The 22,980-nt window shown below is 63.7% G+C and carries 21 protein-coding genes; 16 read left to right on the top strand and 5 right to left on the bottom strand.

The window, feature by feature from the left end:
- Window positions 1-48: 48 nt before the first annotated feature.
- The 3 genes from FJ443_RS17600 to FJ443_RS17590 all read left to right on the top strand — a co-directional run bounded on the left by FJ443_RS17600 (window position 49) and on the right by FJ443_RS17590 (window position 2,120).
- Window positions 49-633 carry a nitroreductase gene (locus tag FJ443_RS17600; RefSeq protein ID WP_140564054.1) on the top strand — a complete coding sequence of 195 codons (585 nt, stop codon included), beginning with the start codon at window positions 49-51 and terminating at the stop codon, window positions 631-633.
- Complete coding sequence (locus FJ443_RS17595) at window positions 634-1,242, top strand: flavin reductase family protein (RefSeq protein ID WP_140564053.1); 609 nt, start codon at window positions 634-636, stop codon at window positions 1,240-1,242.
- Window positions 1,243-1,445: 203 nt separating this feature from the next.
- On the top strand, window positions 1,446-2,120 hold the full coding sequence (locus FJ443_RS17590) for an isoprenylcysteine carboxylmethyltransferase family protein (RefSeq protein ID WP_140665080.1): 675 nt from the start codon (window positions 1,446-1,448) through the stop codon (window positions 2,118-2,120).
- Between the two features lie 3 nt (window positions 2,121-2,123).
- Here FJ443_RS17590 and FJ443_RS17585 read toward each other — a convergent pair whose 3' ends face one another.
- Window positions 2,124-3,005 carry a CoA ester lyase gene (locus tag FJ443_RS17585; protein ID WP_140665077.1) on the bottom strand — a complete coding sequence of 294 codons (882 nt, stop codon included), beginning with the start codon at window positions 3,003-3,005 and terminating at the stop codon, window positions 2,124-2,126.
- Entirely contained in the window at window positions 3,005-3,457 is a 453-nt protein-coding gene (locus tag FJ443_RS17580; RefSeq protein ID WP_140517043.1) for a MaoC family dehydratase, read from the bottom strand. Before FJ443_RS17580 ends, FJ443_RS17585 begins: the two co-directional genes overlap by 1 nt.
- Window positions 3,458-3,608: 151 nt before the next feature.
- Between FJ443_RS17580 and FJ443_RS17575 the strand changes: the two genes are divergently transcribed.
- The 3 genes from FJ443_RS17575 (at window position 3,609) to FJ443_RS17565 (ending at window position 5,587) form a co-directional block, all read left to right on the top strand.
- Window positions 3,609-4,733: a DUF2336 domain-containing protein gene (locus FJ443_RS17575; RefSeq protein ID WP_140517041.1), complete on the top strand. Its 1,125-nt coding sequence runs from the start codon at window positions 3,609-3,611 to the stop codon at window positions 4,731-4,733.
- 94 nt (window positions 4,734-4,827) lie between these two features.
- Window positions 4,828-5,136, top strand: coding sequence for a nucleotidyltransferase domain-containing protein (locus tag FJ443_RS17570; protein ID WP_224646996.1), 309 nt, complete (start codon window positions 4,828-4,830; stop codon window positions 5,134-5,136).
- Window positions 5,129-5,587: a HEPN domain-containing protein gene (locus FJ443_RS17565; RefSeq protein WP_140495841.1), complete on the top strand. Its 459-nt coding sequence runs from the start codon at window positions 5,129-5,131 to the stop codon at window positions 5,585-5,587. Before FJ443_RS17570 ends, FJ443_RS17565 begins: the two co-directional genes overlap by 8 nt.
- Before the next feature lie 7 nt (window positions 5,588-5,594).
- Here FJ443_RS17565 and FJ443_RS17560 read toward each other — a convergent pair whose 3' ends face one another.
- Window positions 5,595-7,661 carry an FUSC family protein gene (locus tag FJ443_RS17560; protein ID WP_140665075.1) on the bottom strand — a complete coding sequence of 689 codons (2,067 nt, stop codon included), beginning with the start codon at window positions 7,659-7,661 and terminating at the stop codon, window positions 5,595-5,597.
- A gap of 38 nt (window positions 7,662-7,699) precedes the next feature.
- Window positions 7,700-9,760 (bottom strand): DNA topoisomerase IV subunit B, encoded by a 2,061-nt coding sequence (parE, locus tag FJ443_RS17555; RefSeq protein ID WP_140517037.1) that lies wholly within the window; start codon window positions 9,758-9,760, stop codon window positions 7,700-7,702.
- Between the two features lie 235 nt (window positions 9,761-9,995).
- Here parE and cpaB point away from each other — a divergent pair, with 235 nt between their 5' ends.
- The 10 genes from cpaB (at window position 9,996) to FJ443_RS17505 (ending at window position 20,160) form a co-directional block, all read left to right on the top strand.
- Window positions 9,996-10,922 carry a Flp pilus assembly protein CpaB gene (cpaB, locus tag FJ443_RS17550; RefSeq protein WP_246671066.1) on the top strand — a complete coding sequence of 309 codons (927 nt, stop codon included), beginning with the start codon at window positions 9,996-9,998 and terminating at the stop codon, window positions 10,920-10,922.
- A gap of 116 nt (window positions 10,923-11,038) precedes the next feature.
- A complete protein-coding gene (locus tag FJ443_RS17545; protein ID WP_181167416.1) occupies window positions 11,039-12,424 on the top strand; it encodes a type II and III secretion system protein family protein in 1,386 nt (461 codons plus the stop codon).
- Window positions 12,425-12,428: 4 nt separating this feature from the next.
- The gene (locus FJ443_RS17540) at window positions 12,429-12,698 is read left to right on the top strand and encodes a hypothetical protein (RefSeq protein WP_140495845.1); all 270 of its coding nucleotides are present in this window, start codon (window positions 12,429-12,431) and stop codon (window positions 12,696-12,698) included.
- Window positions 12,699-12,722: 24 nt separating this feature from the next.
- Window positions 12,723-13,937 carry a response regulator gene (locus FJ443_RS17535; RefSeq protein WP_140561477.1) on the top strand — a complete coding sequence of 405 codons (1,215 nt, stop codon included), beginning with the start codon at window positions 12,723-12,725 and terminating at the stop codon, window positions 13,935-13,937.
- The gene (locus FJ443_RS17530) at window positions 13,934-15,355 is read left to right on the top strand and encodes a CpaF family protein (RefSeq protein ID WP_140495847.1); all 1,422 of its coding nucleotides are present in this window, start codon (window positions 13,934-13,936) and stop codon (window positions 15,353-15,355) included. Before FJ443_RS17535 ends, FJ443_RS17530 begins: the two co-directional genes overlap by 4 nt.
- A 4-nt stretch (window positions 15,356-15,359) precedes the next feature.
- Window positions 15,360-16,325 (top strand): type II secretion system F family protein, encoded by a 966-nt coding sequence (locus FJ443_RS17525; RefSeq protein WP_140495848.1) that lies wholly within the window; start codon window positions 15,360-15,362, stop codon window positions 16,323-16,325.
- Window position 16,326: 1 nt separating this feature from the next.
- Entirely contained in the window at window positions 16,327-17,289 is a 963-nt protein-coding gene (locus FJ443_RS17520) for a type II secretion system F family protein (protein ID WP_140495849.1), read from the top strand.
- 66 nt (window positions 17,290-17,355) lie between these two features.
- Window positions 17,356-18,177 (top strand): hypothetical protein, encoded by an 822-nt coding sequence (locus tag FJ443_RS17515; RefSeq protein ID WP_140495887.1) that lies wholly within the window; start codon window positions 17,356-17,358, stop codon window positions 18,175-18,177.
- Window positions 18,178-18,339: 162 nt separating this feature from the next.
- The gene (locus tag FJ443_RS17510) at window positions 18,340-18,810 is read left to right on the top strand and encodes a hypothetical protein (protein ID WP_140495850.1); all 471 of its coding nucleotides are present in this window, start codon (window positions 18,340-18,342) and stop codon (window positions 18,808-18,810) included.
- Window positions 18,811-18,984: 174 nt separating this feature from the next.
- Window positions 18,985-20,160: a diguanylate cyclase gene (locus tag FJ443_RS17505; RefSeq protein ID WP_140665072.1), complete on the top strand. Its 1,176-nt coding sequence runs from the start codon at window positions 18,985-18,987 to the stop codon at window positions 20,158-20,160.
- Between the two features lie 9 nt (window positions 20,161-20,169).
- Here FJ443_RS17505 and gcvP read toward each other — a convergent pair whose 3' ends face one another.
- Window positions 20,170-22,980, bottom strand: coding sequence for an aminomethyl-transferring glycine dehydrogenase (gcvP, locus tag FJ443_RS17500; protein WP_140665069.1), 2,811 nt, complete (start codon window positions 22,978-22,980; stop codon window positions 20,170-20,172).

Raw genomic sequence — 22,980 nt, 5'->3', positions numbered from 1 at the left:
TCCCATGGCGCGCTTCAGCTCAAAATCGAATTTAGGAGACTTGCGCCCATGGCGTCCCCGATCATCGACTTCCTGCTGACCCGCAATTCAGCGCCGATACCGGACTTGAAGGAGCCTGCGCCCGGCGACGCCGAGATCGCCACGATGATTACTGCGGCCACGCGCGTGCCCGATCATGGTCGGCTCGAGCCCTGGCGCTTCATTCTTTATCGCGGTGATGCCCGCATCGAGATCGGCAGGAAGCTGGCGGCCCTTGCCGAACAGCGGGAGGGACCTTTACCGGATGGCCGCCGCAACCAGGAGCTGGCGCGCTTCTCGCGCGCGCCGCTGGTGATCGGCGTCGTGTCGGTGCCGAAGGAAAATCCAAAAATCCCGCAATGGGAGATGTTCCTGTCCGGCGGCATGGCGGCGATGAACCTGATGATTGCCGCCAACGCACTGGGCTATGGCACCAACATGATCAGCAACTGGTATTCAGACGTGCCGGAGGGCAGGGCGATCCTGGGACTGGCGCCGCAAGAGCGCGTCATCGGCTTCGTCCATATCGGCTCCTATGGCGGCCCGGCGCCGGAGCGGCCGCGCCCCGATCCGGCAAAGCTTTATGCGGACTATGCCGGGCCCTGGGCGGGCTAAGTGTTCTACGAGCCGTCAAAGGGGCACGGACTGCCGCACGATCCGTCGAAGGCGATCGTGGCGCCGCGCCCGATCGGCTGGATCTCGACCCTGAACGGGGCCGGCGAGATCAACCTCGCGCCCTATTCCTTCTTCAATGCCGTTTCGACAAGGCCCTTCATCGTCTGGTTTTCCTCCGAGGGCGAGAAGGACAGCGCCTCCTTCGCCCAGGAGACCGGCGAGTTCGTCGCCAATCTGGTCGGCCGCGATCTGGCCGAGAAGATGAACCGGACGTCGGTCGACGCGCCGCGCGGCGTCAACGAGTTCGTCTATGCCGATCTCGCCATGACGCCGTCGCGTCTTGTCGCGCCGCCGCGCGTGGCGGCCGCACCCGCCGCACTCGAATGCAAGGTGACCGAAGTGTTCCGGCCAAAGGCCCTGGACGGAACGCCGACCAGCGCCGTCGTCGTGGCCGGCGAAGTGATCGGCGTGCATATTGACGATGCCTACCTGAAAGACGGCCTGTTCGATATCAGCAAGGCCGGCAATGTCGCTCGCCTCGGCTACATGGATTATGCCAGCGTCAACGAAGTGTTTTCGATGCGCCGGCCGCGTTGGGGCAAGGATTAGCCCGCAAGGGGCGCCCAGTCACTGTGCTTTCCTGACGGCGAGCCGTCATCACGACGCGCCCTGAGCTTGATGACGCGGCATGACGAAACCTTCTGCACACCAGGACCGTTTCGTCCAGGCGCGGGATGGGCGATAGTCCGCTGAGGGTCGGCGGTAGTCTGTTGCTGGTAAATGCCGACGGCAAATATCATGGAAGGTTGATCATGGTCTCGAGATTGATCCTCCAGACGTTCGTGTGGTTCGGCGCCATGGGCGCGCTGCTTTTCCTGACAGCGGGTACGCTGACCTGGCCGGGAGCCTGGGTATATCTGGCGGTGATGATCGGGCTGAGCCTGACCCTTGGCGTGACGCTGGCCCGGCGCGATCCCGGGCTGATGAACGAACGGCTGAGCTCTCCCATCCAGAAGGACCAGACCGCGGCCGACAAGGTTCTGTTGAGCATACTCCTGCTCGGCATCTTTGCCTGGCTGGCCTTCATGGGTTTCGACTACCGCTTCGGCTGGTCCGTCGTTCCGGTCTGGGTACAGGTGATCGGTGCGCTGGTTCTGCTGGTCGGACTATGGATCAGCTATCTGACGATGCTGGAGAACAGCTTCGCGGCGCCCGTCGTGAAGATCCAGGCCGAGCGCGGACAGCAAGTGATCACAACGGGTCCCTATAGCTATGTGCGCCATCCCATGTATGCCGGCGCCATCCTCTTCTTTGCCGGCACGGCTCTCCTGCTCGGCTCCTGGTGGGGGCTGGCACTGGTCGTCGTGTTCATCGTTCTCTTGGCCATCCGCACATTCATCGAGGAAAAAACGCTTCGCACCGGCCTGCGCGGCTATGACGACTATGCGGCCCATGTCCGCTACCGCCTGATCCCGTTGGTCTGGTAGCGGTCAGGCGGAGATTCCGGCTGCCCGGGCGCGTGCCAGAAGCCGCTCGGCCAGCCGCAGATGCGGCCGGTCATACATCTTGCCGTCGATGCCGACGACGCCGGGATTTCCCGCCGCCTGGAATGCCGCGACAATTGCCGCCGATTTTTGCACCGCTTCCACCGAGGGCGTGAAGGCGGCGTTTATGACCGGCACCTGATCAGGGTGGATCGCCATCTTGCCGGTGAAGCCGTCACGTTCGGCCTCCCTGCATTCGGCCTCGAAGGCCGCCATATCGCGGAAATTCGGGAAGACGGTGTCGATCGCCGCGACTTCCGCCGCGCCGGCGGCGAGAATGGTCATGGCGCGAGCGAAGCGGAATATTTCGGTGTAACGGCCATGCTGGTCGCGGGTGGTGCGCGCGCCGATCGCCGCCGACAGGTCTTCCGCGCCCCAGGTCAGCCCGGCAAGCCGCGCGCTTGCCCCGGCGTAGCTCGCCGCCGCCAGCACGGCCGCCGGTGTTTCGGTAATGATCGGCAGAATTTTTGTCGCGCCGTCGGCCAGGCCGTTCTCCGCTTCGCGCAGCCTGAGCTTTGCCGAGAGGTGCTGGACATCCTGGCCGCCAGCCGATTTGGGCAGCATGACGCCGTCGGGCGTTGCCGGAATGAGCGCCGCAAGGTCGTCGTCCGTCAGTCCGGTCGACAGGTCGTTGACCCTGACGTAGATCGCCGATCGTGTTTGCGCCCGGTGGTTGACGATGAAGCGCGCCGCGATCTTTCGCGCCGATGCCTTGTTGTGGGGCGCCACTGAATCCTCGAGATCGACAATGACCACATCGGCGCCGGCGCCAAAGCCCTTCTCCAGCTTCCTCTCGGAATCGCCGGGAACGAACAGCAGCGAACGCATCAGGCTATCTTCTTCAGCATCATGGCGTGTCTCGTGCATTTGGCGACGAGGTCGCCGTTCTGGTTATAGGCCCGATGTTCGAACTCGACGATGCCGCGATCGGGCTTCGACCTGGATTCGCGCACCGAGACGACAGTGGTCTCGACGCGGATGGTGTCGCCATGGAAGACCGGATGCGGAAACACCGTTTCCTTCATGCCGAGATTGGCGACAGTCGTACCGACGGTGATGTCGTTGACCGAAATGCCGATCATCAGGCCGAGCGTGAACAGCGAGTTGACCAGCGGCTTGCCCCATTCGCTCCTGGCGGCGAAATCGAAGTCGATATGCAGCGGCTGCGGGTTCAGCGTCATCACCGAGAACATCATGTTGTCGCTCTCGGTGACGGTCTTGCGCAGCGTGTGCTGGAAGACATGGCCGACGACGAACTCCTCGAGATAAAGCCCAGCCATTTCATTCTCCTCCGCTGCTGGACGGTTGATAGGCGCTGCATCCAGCGCTCGCAAGCCAGTTAACGAACGTGGTGAACGCTTCATAAACCAATTCGGCCTAACGTCCGGCACGGGGTCGGAAACCTTCCGGCAAGGGGCGTAAGCAGGCGGTATGGTTGTTGTCTCGCATTTCCTGAAATGGATCTACACGGCCAGGGTATCGGAGCGCGCCGCGGCGGCAAGCGCGCTCGCCCGCGCCTATGTCGACGCGGAATTGCCGTTCGAGGATCGCTGCGCCGCCGAGGCGGCGCTGACCTTGCTGCTCGACGACGCATCGTCGAAGGTACGGCTGGCGATGGCCGAGGCGCTGTCCATGAGCCATCACGCACCGCCCCAGATCATCAGCGCGCTTGCTTCCGACCAGCCGGAAGTCGCCGGCGTCGTGCTGACGCGATCGCCACTGCTTACCGACGCAGACCTGATCAATCGCGTGGCTTCAGGTCCGAAGGCGACGCAAAAACTGATCGCCGATCGGCCATTGGTCTCGATGGCGCTGTCGGCGGCTATCGCAGAGATCGGCGAGGCGGAGGCCTGCGCCGTGCTTTTGGCCAACAGCGGCGCCGATATCGCTTCGTTGAGTTTCCGCCGCATGGCCGAGCGCCACGGCCATCTGCCGCTGGTGCGCGAGGCGCTTATATCGGATGCACGCCTGCCTGCCGACTGCCGGCATATGCTGCTCGTCAAGCTCGGTGAGATGCTCAAGACCTCGCCGCTGGTCATGGCCTTGATGGGAGCCGCCCGGGCCGACCGCGTCATGCGCGACGCCTGCGTCAAGGCCTGCGTGACGCTGATCGAGGGCACGCGCCAGGAAGAACATGCAGCACTGATCGAGCATCTCAGGCTACGCGGCGATCTCACCGCGAGCTTCCTCATTCGCACCATCGCGCATGGCAAGGTCGACTTCTTCGGCTCGGCGCTGGTCGCGCTCAGCCAGCAGTCCGCCCAAAGAGTGAGGGCGCTGCTGGCCGGCGGACACGACGTGGCCTTGCAGGCGCTGTTCCGCAGTGCCGGCCTGGCTGCCGCCACGCACGCGGTCATCTTGCGCGCGCTGAAAATCTGGCGAGAGGTCGCCAACGGCAAGCGCGTCGCCGGCGTGCAGGAAGTCAGCTGGCTGATGCTGAAGGAATTGGGCGGACAGTCCGCGGAAGGCGATCTCGCCGCGCTGATCAAGTCGATCCATCTCGCTGCGTTGCGTGAAAATGCGCGCGGCCATGCACTGGCGATCGCAGCCGCTTAGCCCCTTTGGGCGGGCTTGATGCCATTGCGTTGTCGGCGCAAAAGAATGGTATTATGTTTCGCGCATGAGCCACTCGTCCTCAAAGCATCTTCCGGTGCCGATCGAGATCAGGCCGCTGATCGATGAAATCAGGATCCGCATGAATCCCGATTCTATTTGGCTGTTTGGAAGCCGAGCACGCGGCGACAATCGACCTGACAGCGACTGGGATATCCTCGTGGCTTTGCCAGATGATGCCAGACCAGAACTTCTCGACCCACTCATTGGCTGGACCATTCAGCACGAAATCGGAATTCCGGCGACAATCCTTTCCACGACATCGGGCGCTTTGGCTGCAAGTTGGGATTCGCGAAATACGATCGCGTATGACATCGCTCGGGACGGACGTCGATTAGATGTCTGATCAGTGGACTATCGCCAGCGCGCTTCGGTTGGCGAACGGCTGTATGAGTGATGCGCGTATTCTGGTCGCAACAGGGTCTCGCAACGCCGCTTATCTCAGCCAACAGGCCGTTGAGCAGATCATCAGGGCGCTGGCGACGTCGGAGGCCATTCACATCGAACGTCATGATGCACACCAACTCGACAAGATTCTAAGACGCTTTCCGGACGACCACGCCGAGAAAACGGCGTTGGGATCACTCGTTTGGCTGGAGGCTTATGCCACCACTTTCAGATATACATTGCCTTCGGGCCAGATACCTCGTGCGCCTGACAGGGAAAAACTTCAGAAAGCCATCGACGATATCGCAGCCCTTATCTCGCGGGCCGCGGGGCACTTCAAAGTCGATCTTGCCGATGATGCAAAGCCCGCCCAAGCAGTGACGCCCATGCGCAGGTCCAAACCGCGTTGAGGTTCGCCTAAGCTCTGCCCCTGGAAAAAAAATCCGGAAAATCCTCCATCGCCGCCGCGACAATCCGTAGTGACGCCGCAATCTGGAGCATTTCACCAGTGGCGTTTCGCTGAGCGATGCCGGCGGCATACTGCCGGGCGACGGCAATGGTGGCTGTCTGCGGGTCGCCCGGGGCGCGGAAGAGCAGTTCGCGTGCCAGTCCACGCAGGAAGTTGGCGATCGAAAGCGTCGTCTCGGCCGGAACCGCGTGCGCCTGCTGCGCGGCACGTAGCCGCAGGATCTCCAGACCGACGGTGACGGCGGCGACACTGCCGCCCAGAACCGCTTCACCCTTCCTGCCGCTGGTCTGGACCAGCGGCATCAGCTGGTTGATGCGGTCATAGGCGAGGCTCTCGAAGGCTGAACGCCGCGGCACGCGCTCGTGCAGGCAAAGCCGCGCCAGATCCTCGCGCATGGCCCGCACGATGCGGTGCGCCGCGAGCCATGGGTCGGCGGGCAGCACGATGATGAAGACGCCGATTGCCAAAAGGATGCCGACCAGGATCGAGGCCGAGCCGGCGAAGAACGGGCCCGGGTCGTAGGTCATCGCCTGGTGCGGGCTGAGGAAAGCAAGAAAATTGATGGCGAAGGCCGTCGCCACGCCGACATAGCGGGGATTGGCCATGGCGAGCGCCGCCGGCACCAGGATCGGTACGACGAACAGCATGAACCAGCCGAAACCAGGAAAAACGGGAAGCGCGATCTGGCCGACGAGAAAGGCAAAGGGCAGAGCCAACAGCGTTCCCTGGAAGAACCCCCAGGCTACCCGCACCGGATCGGGGCGGGCGGCAAACAAGCTCGACACGACGGCGACCAGAATGACCGTGCCGGCGGCTTCCGACCATCTCATCGTCAGCCAGAAAGCGGCGACCAGCAGCGTTGCAAGTGCCGCGCGGACCGCGTTGCGGCTCGCCCCGTGATAGTCGCGATGTACAACCAGCGCCGGGGGGCTGCGTTCGCGTGAAGGCCGCGTGACGGGCGCACGCAAGGCATCGAGACCGCGCAGCGTCTGCTTCAGCGCTTCGGCGAAATCGGCGGCGATGGTGAGCCGGGTGACGGTGCCGACTCTGTCGCCGTCCTGGTCGGCCAAGGCGTCGGGCATTTGCGTCGCTTTGGCGCCGATCGCGTCGAGCCGTGCCAGCCAGGGCGCCGTGTCGTCGAGCGCGCCCGGCGTCGCCGCCATTTCAGTGACGAGGGCTTGCAGCTCCGAGCGCACCGGAATGAGCGCCGCGTTCTTCGGTGCGGCGTGTGAATGCAGCGCGCGGGCCGCGGACAGGGCTGAAAGCAGTTGTCCGATGGTGCGCCGGACCGGATGGGCGCGCGGCGCGAAGCTCGGGGCCTCCAGCCTGGCATAGGCGCGCATCTCGGCGAGCGTCTGGGTGTCGGCGACCAGCTTCCGGTGCAGGCCGGAAAGCATTGCCGTGTCGCCACCGGAAAAGGCGCCGCCGGCATAGGTGGCAAGGTCGAGAATGCTGCGCTTCAGCCGCGAGATGATGGCCTCGCTGGCCAATTTGGGCAGGATCAGCCGACTGGTCAGGCCGGCGCAGACAATGCCGAGTACGATCTCGGCACAGCGCGCGACCGCGAGGTCGACGACGAGATGCGGCTGGCCAAACGCCGGCAAGCCGATGATCATCGCGGTATAGCCGGCCAGCGCCGCCCCGTAGGCTTCCGGGTTACGCAGCAGCGACGAGACGAAGGTGCAGAGGCCGATCCATAGGGCAAGCACCGTCACCAGCACCCAGGGATTCGTGCCGAAGACAGTGGTGATGGCAATTGCGGCAACACCGCCCGCCAGCGTGCCGAGCAACCGATAAAAGCCTTTCGCCAACACCATGCCGGCGACCGGCTGGGCAACGATGAACACCGTCATCATCGCCCATTGCGGGTGATCGAGCTTGAGGGCGTAGGCGGCCATAAGCGCGATCAGGCCGGCCGAGACCGTGCGCAAGGCGAAGATCCAGTCCGACCGGGTCGGCTGTGTCAGCCCGGCAAGAGCCGCTTCGAAATAGTCTTTCAGCCGTTGCCAGCTCACACGCGCGTCTCCGCAAGCCTTGATCGACCGGCCTGCGCTCAGATATCCAGCACTTCCGTTTCCGCGAATTCGGCGCGTTCCTGGATGAACCGGAAACGAGCCTCCGGCTTGGTGCCCATCAGCGCATCGATCGCGTCCTTGGTGGCGGCCTCGGCATCGATCACATCGACCCGGAGCAGCGTACGCTTCCTCGGGTCCATTGTGGTCTCCTTGAGCTGCGCGGCCATCATTTCGCCCAGGCCCTTGAAGCGACCGATCTCGACCTTGCCGCGCCCAGTGAACTCGGTGCGCAGCAATTCGTCCTTGTGCGCGTCGTCACGCGCATAGGCGACCTTGCCGCCCTGCCGGATCGAGTAGAGCGGCGGCACCGCCAGATAGAGATGTCCGCCGCGAACCAGGTTCGGCATCTCCTGGTAGAAGAAGGTGATCAGCAGCGAGGCGATGTGAGCGCCGTCGACGTCGGCGTCGGTCATGATGATGACGCGGTCGTAGCGAAGATCCTCGTCGCGGTATTTCGACCGCGTGCCGCAACCAAGCGCCTGGATCAGATCGGAAATCTGCTGGTTGGCGGCCAGCTTGTCGTTGCCGGCGCTGGCGACGTTGAGAATCTTGCCGCGCAGCGGCAGCACCGCCTGGCTGGCGCGGTCGCGCGCCTGCTTGGCAGAGCCGCCGGCCGAATCGCCTTCGACGATGAAGAGTTCGGCGCCGGCGGCCGCATTCTGCGTGCAATCGGCAAGCTTGCCCGGCAGGCGCAGCTTGCGCACCGCACTCTTGCGCGACACTTCCTTTTCCTGGCGGCGTCGTACCCGCTCGTCGGCGCGTGCGATAACCCATTCGAGCAGCTTCGACGCTTCCTGCGGATTGTCGGCCAGCCAATGGTCGAACGGGTCGCGGATCGCCGTCTCGACTATGCGGATCGCCTCGATCGTCGCCAGCCTGTCCTTGGTCTGGCCGACGAATTCAGGCTCGCGGATGAACACCGACAGCATGCCCGCCGCCGAGATCATGACATCCTCCGACGTGACGATCGAGGCGCGCTTGTTGCCGACGAGGTCGGCATAGGCGCGCAGGCCGCGCGTCAAGACGTTGCGGAAGCCGGCCTCGTGGGTGCCACCTTCGCCGGTCGGGATGGTGTTGCAGTAGGAGTTGATGAAGCCGTCGCCGCCGAACCAGGTCACTGCCCATTCCAGCGAGCCATGGCCGCCTTGCCTGTCGCTCTTGCCGGCGAAGATTTCGCGCGTCACCTGGAATTCGTCGCCAAGCGACGCTTTCAGATAGTCCTTGAGGCCGCCGGGAAAATGGAATTCGGCCTTGGCCGGAGTGGTGTCCTTTTCCTTGATCAGGGAGGGATCGCAGGTCCAGCGGATTTCGACGCCGCCGAACAGATAGGCTTTCGAGCGCGTCATGCGGTAGAGCCGCGCCGGTTCGAACGCGGCGCCCTTGCCGAAGATCTGCTCGTCGGGGTGGAAACGGGTCCTGGTGCCGCGCCGGTTGTGAACTTCGCCAAGATGCTCGAGGCCGCTGACCGGAATGCCGCGCGAGAAGCGCTGCCGGTAAAGTTGCCGTCCGCGCGCGACTTCGACTTCGAGATGATCCGACAGCGCATTGACCACGGAGACGCCGACGCCGTGCAGGCCGCCCGAGGTTTCATAGACCTTGCTATCGAACTTTCCGCCCGAATGCAGCGTCGTCATGATCACTTCGAGCGCCGGCTTCTTGAACTTCGGATGCGGATCGACGGGAATGCCGCGGCCATTGTCGGTGACGGTGAGAAAGCCGTCAGCCGAAAGCTCGACATCGATGAATGTGGCATGGCCGGCAACCGCCTCGTCCATCGAGTTGTCGATGACCTCGGCGAACAGATGGTGCATGGCCTTGTCGTCGGTGCCGCCAATATACATGCCCGGACGGCGCCGCACCGGCTCCAGGCCTTCGAGTACCTCGATATCGGCGGCGCTGTAGCCCTCTGAGCCGTCACGAGACGCCGCCGCCGGACGCTTGGCTGCCGCCTGCACCAGCGGATCGGCCGGACGCGCCGGTGTGCGAACCGGTTGCGGCTGCTTCTCCAGATTGCCGAAAAGATCGTTGTTGTCGTCCATGCCTGCCATAGAGCCCAAGCTGCGAATCACCCGCCGATACTGCCACGCTTTTCAGCGCCAAGCGACGGAGGTTCCTGTTACGTTCGGGGATTAACCCCCTCTTATCCTAAAACCATTCGATAACCAAGCCGGCGGAAATCAGGCGGATAGCCAGCGAGAAGATTCCTGATTCTTTAACAATGCCGCCTAGCGTGAGCCAACATAACAAGAAACTACGGGCATCAGGGGTTTGGGCGTGAGGGGCAAGGCCATAACGATGATCGGCATCGCCGCCGTTTTCGGCGCGATCTCGATCTTTGCCGCGGATTTCTGGGTCAAGCGCCAGGCCAGGGCCGACGCCGAGGAGAAAACCGCGTCGATCGCGGCGCCCGCCGCGCCGACGGTCGAATTCAAGACCATCGTGGTGGCGAATGCACCGTTGCGGTACGGCATGGATCTCGACCGCGCGAAACTCAGCGAAATTCCGTGGCCGCAGGATTCGCTGCCGCAGGGCGCCTTCGCCACCATCGATGGACTGCTCGGGGACGGCAACCGCGTGGTGCTGTCGCCGATCGAGGTCAACGAACCGGTGCTGCTTACAAAGCTGTCCGGCCCGAATGGCCGCGCCACGCTCTCCAACATGCTGACGCCCGGCATGCGGGCCGTCACCATCCGCACCGACGAGATCGCGGGCGTCGGCGGCTTCGTCACGCCGGGCGACCGGGTCGATGTCGTGCTGACGCGCGATGCCGGCGAAATCCAGGAAGTGGCCAAGAATGCGCAAGGCGCCGCCGGTTCGACCATCACCTCAGAGATCGTCGTTGCCGACGCGAAGGTGCTGAGCGTCGGGCAGGGCGCCGACGAGCGCCAAACGACGCCGCAGGTGGCCAATTCCATAACCATCGAGGTGACCACCGAAGGCGCGCAGAAAGTGGCGCTGGCCCGCACTGTCGGCACGCTGTCGCTGTCGCTTCGCTCCGCCAGCGAGGGCGGCGAGGGCAAGGACGGTGTCACCACCATCTCCTCCTTTGGCGGATCGGTGGCGGGCAAGGCGCAGGCCGCGGCCGGCTCGCTGTTCGACGCCATGGCAAAGGAGCCTGAGAAGCCGAAATTCAAGACGGTCATCGTGACGCGTGGAACGACGGCCGAGGAATATCAGGTTCCTGCGCGGGACCAGAAATAGGAATATCAGGTTCCTGAGTGGAACCAGAGCAGGACCGGTGGGGACCGGACGGGACGGGAACAATGTTCAGGCAACTTCAATATCGAACGACAGGCCGGTTGCACGTCGCGCAGGCGATGGCGATGGCGGTGACGATGGCGGCGGCCGGCATCTTCGCCGGCCCGGCCAGGGCGGACAACGACATCGTCTATGTCTCGGCGACCAAGAACGCCTCGATCAAGGTCGCCAAGGGCAAGCCAAAGACGATCATGACGAGCGCGGCCTTCTACCAGATCGTCATCGGCGATCCGGAGATCGCCAACGTCAACCCGTTGACCGACAAATCCTTCTATGTGCTGGGCAACAATCTCGGCACCACTGGCATTGCGCTGTTCGACGAGAACAAGCAGCTCGTCGGCACCGTAGACATCGAAGTGACGCTCGATACCGACCAGTTGGCCGACACCATCCGCGCCAGCGTGCCGGACGCCAAGATCAAGGTCGGCTCCGCCAATGGGCGTGTCGTGCTGTCGGGCGAGGCGGATGACGCGGTCGCCGCCGAAAAGGCCAACAAGATCGCCACCCGCTTCTCCGGCAATGAGGAGGTGATCAATTCGGTCAACATCTCGTCCTCGCAGCAGGTCCAGCTCAATGTCCGCTTCGTCGAGATCAACCGTCAGGCCGGACAGGACCTCGGCGCCAAATACAGCGCCAATTTCGCTTATGGCATGGGCGGACGCGACGTGACGATTGCTCCCGGCACCATTGAGCCGGCGGGGACCGGCGAGATCATCGGCAAGCTGTTGTCGAACGGCGTTTCCATCGACATCGCCATCAAGGCACTGGAAGAGCGCGGCCTGGCTCGTCGGCTGGCCGAGCCGAACCTGATCGCCCGGTCCGGCGAGACCGCGAGCTTCCTGGCCGGCGGCGAGTTTCCGATCCCGGTTTCCGAAGACAACGGCAAGATTTCCGTCAGCTACAAGAAGTACGGCGTCAGCCTGGATTTCACGCCCACGGTTCTGAAGGACGGGCTGGTCAGCCTCGACATCGCGCCGGAAGTCTCCTCGATCGACGCGTCGGCTTCCTACAATATCGGCAGCATCTCGGTGCCCGGCTTCATCGTGCGCCGCGCCAGGACGTCGGTCGACCTGAAGAACGGCCAGAGCTTCATGATCGCGGGGCTGCTGCAGTCGCAGAACGACATCACCACCTCGCGCATACCGGGCCTCGGCAAGATGCCTGTGCTCGGGGCCCTGTTCTCGTCGAAATCCTACCAGCGGCGTGAGACGGACCTGGTGATCATCGTCACGCCTTACCTGGTCAAGCCGGTGGATCCGTCGAAGAAAATGGCCGAGCCGACCGATGGCACGCAGCCTGCCAGCAATGTCGACTATTTCCTCAACAACACCGAGGAGGTGAGGGCGTCGGACACCAATCGCGCGCTGGCGCTGGCTGACGGCAGCGCCGCGCGTGCCGCTCCCGCCACCAAAGTCGGGCATTTCCTCGACCTGCCGAAGGACTGAAGCCATGCGTCTGGTCTTGAGCTCGAGCGTCGCCTTGCTGCTTGCCGGCTTCACCGCCGGATGCACGAGTGACGACTATGTGCGCAGCGAAGGCGTGACGAGCGGCGCCGGGGAGGCCCAGGCCGCCAACACCGTCATGCAGATGGTCGATCCCTGGAAATACGGCGTCCAGAACACCAGGCTTCTCGTGCCTGCCCAGCGCGGCAGCACGGAACCCGCCACCGCCGAGCAGGCGGCCAGCGCCAAGGCATCGCAAGCCAGCGCCGACAATTGATCCGAGATCACAGGCTGACAAGTAATGGCAAACGGCATCAAGACCAGGAAAATCCTGCTCATATCGACGGACAGAACCTTCGCGCAGGACACGCGGACGGCGTTTGCCGCCTCGGAGATCATCCAGCTCTCGACGGTGGAAAAGAACATCACCGAACTTCGCGGCGAGGTCCAGGAGGCCGATCTCGGCGCGATCATCGTCGATATGGACGCAGCGAAGCTTGAGGAGATCGATGCGCTGCAACGCGTCATGCGTCGGCTGGAAGGCAAGGCGCCGGTCGTGGTCGTCACCCAGGAATTCAACGCCGCCGCCGCGCGCATCCTCGTGCAGCTCAAGGTCGCGGATTTCCTGGTCAAGCCGATCACCACGGCCGATCTCGTACGTTCGGTGGTGCGTGCGCTGCAAGGGCCGGGGCGCGAGGAAAACACCGAGTCGCAGATCTATACCTTCATGCCCGCGGCAGGCGGCGTCGGCACCACGACGCTGGCTTTGCAGACCGCGTTCCAGCTGCATCATTCAGTGACGCGCGGCGCCTCGACCTGCGTGGTGGACCTCAATTTCCAGCAGGGCGCCTGCGCCGAATATCTCGACCTGGAGCCGCGTTTCGACATCACCGAAATCGAGAACCAGCCGGAGCGTCTCGACAGGCAATTGCTCGACGTGATGCTGTCCAAGCATGCCAGCGGGCTTTGTGTTCTGGCCGCACCGACGCAGCCGGCGGAGATGCGCTCGTTCAAGACCGATGTCGTGGTGCGGATGCTGGACCTCGTCTCGGCCTATTTCGACAATGTCGTCATCGACATGCCGCGCACCTGGTTTCCGTGGACGGAGACGGTGCTGCTCGGCTCCAACAAGCTCTACATCGTCGCCGAAATGACGGTACCGTGCCTGCGCCACACGCAACGCCTGATCCAGGCGGTCTACGAGACCGCCGGCAAGGAAGTGAAGCCGAACGTCATCGTCAACCGTTTCGAGCAGAAGATGTTTGACAGCGGCATCAAGCAGGCGGACGTCCAGGAAATCCTCGGCGAGCATTTCGTCGGCGGCATCGCCAACAATTACCGGCTGGTGCGCGAGGCCGTCGATCGCGGCGTGCCGCTGCACGAGATCGATGCCAATGCCAACGTCGTCAACGACCTGAAGAGGATCATCCTTCCGGAGGAAGTGGCGGCGGCGCCGGGCAAATCGAAATCGCTGTTCGGCTTCGGCAAGAGCCTTTTGAAGAGGAAGGCCGGATGAGCAGCCGCTTTTCCACCTTGCAGAACCGCGATGCGCGTCCCCAGCGCTCCGCCGAGCCGACGGCGGTTGCGCACCACGCGGTCGTCATCCCGACGAGCCGGAAGGTCTTGCCGGCGAAAATCGAAGCCGTGCCGGGCAAGAGCGCCAACAAGGTGCTCGATGCGCGCGTGCGTATCCACCGGTTGCTGCTCGAGGAGATCAATCTTGTCGCGCTGGAGCGGCTGCCCAGGGACGAGATGCGCCGGCAGGTGCATGATTTCGTGTCGGAAAAGACGCGCGAAGAGCGGATGGCGATCAACACCGTCGAACTCGATGCCCTGGTCGACGACATCGTCGACGAGATGGTCGGGCTCGGCCCGCTCGAGCCGCTGCTCAAGGACCCCGACATCAATGATATCCTGATCAACGGCCATCAGAACTGCTTCGTCGAAAAGAAGGGCAAGCTGCAGCAGGTCCACATTCCGTTCAAGGATGAGGCGCATCTGCTTAGAATCATAAACAAAATCGTTGCCGCGGTCGGCCGCCGCGTCGACGAATCGCAGCCGATGGTCGACGCCCGCATGCTGGACGGCTCGCGTTTCAACGCCGCCATCCGCCCGGTCGCGGTCGACGGGCCGCTGGTGTCGATCCGCAAATTTTCCAAGAACAAGCTCGGCCTGCACCGGCTGGTCGAATTCGGCGCCATCACCCAGAACATGGCCGAAGTGCTTGCTGCGGCAGTACATGCCCGCAAGACGACGATCATTTCGGGCGGCACCGGCACCGGCAAGACGACCATGCTCAACGCGCTGTCGGCCTTCATTCCCGAGGACGAGCGGCTGATCACCATCGAGGACGCGGCGGAGCTTCAGTTGCAGCAGCCGCATGTCGCGCGCATGGAAACCCGGCCGGCCAACATCGAAGGCCATGGCGAGCTCAAGCAGCGCGACCTCGTCAAGAACGCGCTGCGCATGCGGCCCGATCGCGTCATCCTCGGCGAGTGCCGCGGCGAGGAGGCCTTCGACATGCTGCAGGCCATGAACACCGGCCATGAAGGGTCGATGGCCACCATTCACGCCAATACGCCGCGCGATGCCATTTCGCGGCTCGAGCAGATGCTGGGCATGACCGGCATGCCGATGACGGTGCAGTCGATCCGCAGCCAGATCGCCAGCGCCATCGACATCATCGTCCAGTTGACCCGGCTCTCCGACGGCAAGCGCAAGGTGACGAGCGTCGCCGAGGTGACGGGCATGGAAGGCGACGTCATCCAGATGCAGGAGATCTTCCGCTTCGTGCGTACCGGCATGGACGCCGATGGCACAATCCTCGGCCATTTCGAAGCGACCGGGATCCGGCCGCGCTTCCTCGAGGACCTGCGCGCCATGGGCATCGAGTTTCCCGGGCGCTATTTCGAACCCGGCCGGCCGCAGGAGTAACCAGGTGTTGGACGGATTCAGCGCGATCTATGTCGTCTATGCCGGGGCTGCATTGACCGGCATCATGATCGCCGAGGCCGTTTACCTGCTCTATGCCGGCCGCAGCGACAGGCGCACCGCCATCAACCGGCGCATGAAGCTGCAGGAAAACAGGATCAGCCAGGAACAGGTGCTGATCCAATTGCGCAAGGAGCGCGGTCTCGATGCGGGCACGTCGCTGTTCTCGCCTGACCGTTTTCGCGCCCTGCGCGCCCAGTCGGGCATGATCATGCCGCTGTCGAAGTTCCTGATGATCACTTCGGGGATGGCGCTGGCTGCGGCCCTTGCCGCCATCTGGTATGGCTTGCCGCTGCTGATGGGCGCCATTCTGTTTGTCGTGGTGGTGCCGGTGCTGCCGGTGATGGCGATGCGCTCAATGCGCAAGCGCAGGCTGAAGCGGTTCGGCATGCAGTTGCCGGAAGCGCTGGAACTGATCACACGCGGCCTCAAGGCCGGCCATCCGGTGCCGGTGGCCATCGCCATGGTGTCGCGCGAAATGCCCGACCCGATCGGCACCGAGTTCGGCGTGATTGCCGATGAGGTGACCTTTGGTTCGGATCTGGTTTCGGCGCTGAATTCGCTGTTCGACAGGGTCGGCCATGAGGATCTGCCGCTGTTCGTCACCGCCGTGTCGATCCAGACGAGTTCTGGCGGCAATCTGCGCGAAATCCTCGACGGACTGTCGACGACGATCCGCGAACGCGGCAAGCTGCGCCGCAAGGTGCGCGCCATTTCAACCGAAGGCCGTCTGTCGGCCTATATCCTGACGGCCGTGCCGGCGCTGCTGTTCACGACCATCATGGCATTCATGCCTGGGTATTACAGCGACGTCTGGGGCGTGCCTAAGACGTGGTACATGGTTGGTGGCTCGGTCACCTGGCTGATGCTGGGCAATCTGATCATGTTCAAAATGTCGAACTTCAAATTCTGACATGCAGAAGGTCGTCGAATTCCTCGCCTCGCTCGCGCCGACCTCGCTGATGCCGGTGGCTGTCCTGCTGCTGGCCGTGGGCGCTGCCGCTTTTGCTTGGCCGATGGTGGTGGCAAAGGGCGATCGCAACGAAGTCAGGCGCAGACTCAAGGTCGACGAGGGTCCAGTGGCCGCCAGGCCGGAACCGGCCCAGAAGAAGAATACCGGTGTCGTTCGCGAGAAGGCGGTGAAGAAGGCGCAGGAGTTCTACGCCAAGAGCGATCCGGAAAATGTCGCCCGCCTGCGCTTGAAACTCATCCAGGCGGGCTACATGGAGCCGCGCGCCGTCGGCATGTTCTTCCTCATCCGTTTCACGGCGATGGTGGGCATCGCGCTCGCCGTCTTCGTGCTCAACCGCTGGATGGCCAGTCCCGACGCCACGGTGACCAGCCGCTGGGCCTTCGTCGTGTTGTCGGGCGTGGCCGGCTATTTCCTGCCAGGGCTGGTGCTGACCCAGAAGATACGGGAAAAGATGCGCGAATACCGCAACGGCTTCCCCGATTTCATGGACCTGATGATCGTCTGTTCGGATGCCGGCATGAGCATGGAAGCGGGCGTCGAGCGCGTCTCGAAGGAACTCGCAAAGACCTACCCGTCGCTCAGCCAGAACCTGCAGCTCGTGTCGCTGGAGCTGCGGGCCGGGCGCAGCCTCGACGATGCACTGAAGGCGCTCGCCGATCGCCTGAGCCTGGACGAGGTGCGCTCCTTCGCCACGCTGCTGCAACAGTCCAAGGAGCTTGGCACCAGCCTGTCGGGGGCGCTGCGCGTCTTTTCCGACGAGATGCGCCACAAGCGCATGTCGCTGGCCGAGGAAAAGGCGCATGCCTTGCCGGCCAAGATGTCGGTGCCGGTCGTGGTTTGCATCCTGCCGGTGGTGCTGATGATCGCGGTCATTCCGATCATCGTCAAAATGACCGGCCACTAGGATTTGCTGATATTCAGTGAAACCGGCGATCTGCAAAGTCCGCAAATGAATGAGAAGTCCATGCGAATGCTGTTGCGCGCTTTTGTCCTCGGCCTTGCCGCGGCCAGTCTGTCGCCCGTCTGGGCTGCAGCCGATTGCGGCGATGCCGCTGCCCTGGTGCAGCAGGCTTATCCCAAGGCCCGCAAGAGCGCTGACGGTGCCTCGTTCACGCTCGAACCCCACACCAGCATCGCCCTGACGTCCGCATTTGGCGACCCGCCGGGGCTGGTCTGCAAGATCTGGCCCGCCCATGAGGCCCTGCTGTTGGTCGCGGTGCCGCTGATGGACAGTTCGCAACCCAGCGACTACGCGCATGCCGGCGATATCGAGCTTCTGGTCATCGACAGGAAAAGCCGGCAGGTGCGCCAGCGTCTGCTGCAGCCCGGGCTGATGAATGATGATGCCATCGCCATCCGCAAGTTCGAACTTGATACCGGCCGGTATGCGCTGGCGCCCGATGTCTCCGCCTTCGGCCTGCGCATCGAAATGGCGAACAATTCGCTGCCTAACCCTTTCAGTGAAACCGACCTGCGGCTCTATGCCGAGGACGGCGATGCCCTGCGGATGGTGCTCGATGGCCTGGTCGTGGCCGGCAATGGCGGCGAGGGCGATACCAATTGCGCCGGATCCTTCCATATCAGTCAGGTGAGCCTGGCGATGAGCCCGGCCAAACATCATGGCTACCACGACATCGCGGTGGTCGAACGGATGGATACCGACAATCCGTTGCCCGACAGCAATGGCGAGTGCCAGTCCCACCCCGGCAAGTCCGTGAGCCAAACCTACCGGCTGCGCTATGACGGCAGCCGGTATACGGTTCCGGCGGGACTCAAGGCCCTGGAACCGTGAGAACGCCGCTGGCCGTGATCGAGGCGTTGCGGCCTGGTGGTTAATAGCTGGTGTACCCAGGGCCTAATTTTGGCGGCGTTTCGGCACCTAAGTTTAATTGCTCTGGAATAGTGTGTTTCCTGAAGAACGACCCGGCAAAAAACCGGGCGATGGGGCAGGGGCATGCGTCACAGCAATTTAACGGCAATGGCCGCGATGGCGGCCGTCTTGATGATGTCTGGTTGTACGACGAGTGGCGTCGACACCACCAAAACCACCGCCATTCAACCGGCCGCGAAGGACGTCGGCACATCCGATCTGGCGGAAGGCAAGGCGCAGTTTCGCGACGCGAATTACGGCCTTGCCGAACAGCGTTTCCGCAAGGCCGTCGAGTTGAAGGCCGACAATGCGGAAGCCTGGATGGGGCTCGCCGCTTCCTATGACGAACTCGGCCGTTTCGACTTCGCCGATCGTGCCTACGACCAGTTGCTCAAGATCGCCGGGCGCAAGCCGCAGATCGTCAACAATATGGGCTATTCGCAATTGCTGCGCGGCAACAGGAAAAAGGCAAGGGCGCTGCTGCTCGAAGCCAAGGCCGGCATGGCCGACCCCACGGTCGTCGATGCCAATCTTGCCCTCCTGAACAAGGGCTGACGGCTGTCTGGTGGCCATGATGTCGCGAGGCCGATTTTGGGACACTCGGCGTCGACGCTTTGTAAACCCTATCCGAAGGTCTCAGCCGAAAGATCAGTTGAAAATCATGTCTGATGGCTGTCGCTGACCTAGAATGCAGCGGTAAGGCCGACGCTCAGGGAACCCCCGCCCAATATGCTGGATTTCAGTTCGCTCCTGCTCGCAGCCGCGCTGTCGGGCATCTGCCTCAGCATCACCATGTTCGCGATCTGGTTCGCCGCGCCCCGGGCCAGCTTCGTGCTGACGGTGGGGTGCGGCATTCTCGTGCTCGTTGTGCATGTCATCCTGTTCTGGCGATACACGAAGGAGCCTGATCCGCTGCTTTGCCAGGTCGCGCTTGCATTGCTCAGCCTCGGTTTCCTGGTCATCTGCCTCTCGGCCATGCAGTATCTCGGCGTGCCGGATTACCGGCGTGCCATTTTGCCGACATTGGCCGCCATGACGATCTGCGCGGCGGTGACTTCCCTCGGTCTCGACGGGGTAGGCTTCATCGTTACCTATGTAACGGTGACTGTGCTGCTCTCGGCGATCGGAACCATGTTCTGGCTCAACGGCAGTCATGATCGCAAAATCCTGCTGGTGGTTTCGTTCCTAGGCGGCACCTGTGCGGTGTCGTTTGCACTTTGCGCGGTCGTCCTGGTGGCCAAGGGGCAATGGACGCTCGGGGCAGCCCCCGATAACTGGGCCGAACGCCTGAATTCGGTCGTGGCCGTGGCCTGCATGACCGGTCTCGGCGCATTGACGCTTTCCCTGCATCACCTGCAGGCGCAGATCGAGCTGAAGGCCGAGACGATGACCGATCCGTTGACCGGGCTGATGAACCGCCGGGGATTGATGTCGCTCCATGACGAACGGGCCTTCGGTCCGTTCATGGCTGTCGTCATGTTCGACCTCGATCATTTCAAGAAGACGAACGACATCTATGGTCACCCGGTGGGGGATCAGGTTCTGTGCCGCTTCGCCGCAGTCATCAGAAAATATGCCAGAACGGGCGTCGACGCCTTTCGTCTCGGCGGCGAGGAATTCGCGATCGTCATGTCCCGGGTGACCGAAGAGAGGGCTTACGAGCTCGCAAGCAAGATCGGCGTCGCCTTCGGCACCGAGATCGTTGCGACCTCCCACGGTCCCTTGCGCAGCACTGTCAGCGGAGGCATCGGCTTTGGCGGCGCCAACGGCAACAGCCTCGGCGAGGTGCTGGCCGAGGCGGACGCAGCGCTCTATGCCGCCAAGCGCGCGGGCCGCAATTGCGTCGTCAGCCACAAAAGGATGGGCAAGGCCGAGCCGATCAAGCCGGCCTTGCGCTCAGCATAGTTTGCGAGACTATTCGGCCGCGCCCAAATAGTCCGACAGCGGCGGGCATGAACAGACCAGGTTGCGGTCGCCGGCGACATTGTCGATGCGCGATACCGGCGGCCAGTATTTCGCCGCCATGTCGGCGTCTCCGGCGGGGTAGGCCGCTTCCAGGCGCGAATAGGGATGGCTCCACTGGCCGGCCAGCGCCTCCGCGGCGGTGTGCGGCGCATTGACCAGCGGATTGTCAGCCAGGGGCCACTCGCCCCTCGCAACCTTGGCCGCTTCGCCCGCGATGGCGATCATCGCCTCGCAGAAGCGGTCGAGCTCGCCCTTGGGCTCGGATTCGGTCGGCTCCACCATCAGCGTGCCGGCGACCGGGAACGACATGGTCGGCGCATGGAAACCGTAGTCGATCAACCGTTTGGCGATGTCCTCGACACTGATGCCGGCGCTCTCCTTGAGCACGCGGGTGTCGAGGATGCACTCATGGGCAACGCGGTCGCTCCTGCCCTTGTAAAGGAGCGGGAAGTGTGGGGCGAGCCGCGTCGCGACGTAGTTGGCCGAAACGATCGCCGTCTCGGTCGCCTGCTTCAGGCCGGAAGCGCCCATCATGCGGATGTACATCCAGGTGATGGGCAGGATGGAGGCACTCCCGAAAGGTGCGGCGGCCACGGCATGCGCGGAGCCTTCGGTGACATGGCCCGGCAGATAGGGCTTCAGATGCGCCCTGACGCCGATCGGGCCGACACCCGGGCCGCCGCCGCCATGGGGGATGCAGAAGGTCTTGTGCAGGTTCATGTGGCAGACGTCGGCGCCGATGTCGCCCGGGCGGGCGAGGCCGACCAGGGCGTTGAGGTTGGCGCCGTCGAAATAGACCTGGCCGCCATGCTCATGGATGAGGGCGCAGAGATGTCGCGCGCCCTCTTCATAGACGCCATGCGTCGAGGGATAGGTGAACATCAGCGCCGCGAGATTCCTGGAATGCTCGTTGGCCTTGGCCCTCATGTCGTCCATGTCGATATTGCCGTCCTCCAGACAGCGAACGACGACCACGCTCATGCCGGCCATCGCCGCGCTCGCCGGATTGGTGCCGTGCGCGGAGGACGGGATCAGACAGACCGTGCGATGGCCCTCGCCGCGCGAGCGGTGATAGGCGCGGATGGCCAGCAATCCGGCATATTCGCCCTGGCTGCCGGCGTTGGGCTGGAGGCTTACCGCATCGAAGCCGGTAATCTCCGAAAGCCAGCCTTCCAGATCGTCGATCATGGCGCGGTAGCCTGCCGAGTGCGCGGCCGGCGCGAAGGGATGCATGTTGGCGATTTCAGGCCAACTCACAGGCATCATCTCGGCCGCGGCATTGAGCTTCATGGTGCAGGACCCCAGCGGGATCATCGCGCGGTCGAGGGCCAGGTCCTTGTCGGCCAGCCGGCGCAGGAAGCGCATCATCTCGGTTTCCGACTTGTTCTCGTGGAAGACGGGCTGGGTGAGAAACTCCTTGCCGCGCGGCTTGCCGGGCGTGGTGGCGGCGGCCTCCGCGCTTGGCTTGGCCCCAAACAAGGCGGCAATGGCTTCCAGGTCGGTTTCGTCAGAGGTCTCGTCGAAGGCGATGCCGACACGGTCGGCATCGATGACGCGCAGAAGCCGGCCGCCCTTTTCGGCGGCGGCGGCAATCTGCGCGGCCTTTCCCTTCGTCTCCACCGTCACCGTGTCGAAGCGGCTCGTGCCGATCACCGGCAAGCCTGCCGCCTTGAGCCCGGCTGCCAGGCGGCTGGCCAGCGCGTGGATGCGCCCGGCGATTGCCTGAAGGCCGGCGGGGCCGTGCCAGATGGCGTAGGCTGTCGCCATGTTGGCAAGCAGCGCCTGGGCGGTGCAGATGTTGGACGTTGCCTTGTCGCGGCGGATGTGCTGCTCGCGCGTCTGTAGGGCAAGCCTGTAGCCTGGACGGCCCTTGCTGTCGGTCGACTGGCCGACCAGGCGGCCGGGCATCAATCGGGTCAATTTGTCGGCAACCGCGCAGTAGGCGGCGTGCGGGCCTCCAAAGCCCATCGGCACGCCAAAGCGCTGCATTGGACCGACGGCAATGTCGGCGCCGAGCCTTGCCGGCGTGTCGGTCAGTGTCAGGCCGAGCGGGTCGGCGATGAAGACGACCAGAGCGCCGGCCGCGCGCGCCTTGTCGATGGCCGCCTTGTGATCACCATAGACGCCGAAAGTGTCCGGCCAGGAGACGAGCAGGGCGGCTGTGTTGTCGTCGATCGTCTCGCCGTCGATCTCGATGCCGAGCGGCTCGGCGCGGGTGCGCGCCACATCCAACGTCTGCGGGTGCGGCGTGCCGGCGAGAGCCACCCTGGTGCGCTTGTCGCGGTGATGGCGCAATGCGATGCCGATCGCTTCGGCGACCGCTGTCGCTTCGTCGAGCAACGAAGCCGATGCCACAGGCAGGCCGGTCAGTTCCGCAACCAACGTCTGGAAATTGAACAGCATTTCCAGGCGGCCCTGGCTGATCTCCGCCTGGTAGGGCGTATAGGCCGTGTACCAGGCCGGGTTCTCGAACAGGTTGCGCTGGATGACCGGCGGCACGTGCACGCCGTGATATCCGGCGCCGATGAAGCTCTTCAGAACCGTATTCCGGGCCATGGTCACCGACAATTCGGCCAGCGCTTCGGCTTCGCTGGCCGGCGCGGGCAGGGACAGCGGCTGGTCGAGGCGGATCGATCTCGGCACGGCCTGGCTGATTAACGTCTCCACTGAGGGCACGCCGATGACGGCCAGCATGGCTCTCACATCGGCAATGCCGGGTCCGATATGGCGGGCCGAGAAGGGGTAGGGTGCTGCGGTCAT

Source organism: Mesorhizobium sp. B2-6-1, from assembly GCF_006440475.1.
Lineage (GTDB): Bacteria > Pseudomonadota > Alphaproteobacteria > Rhizobiales > Rhizobiaceae > Mesorhizobium.
This window is presented reverse-complemented; position numbering and strand designations above follow the sequence as displayed.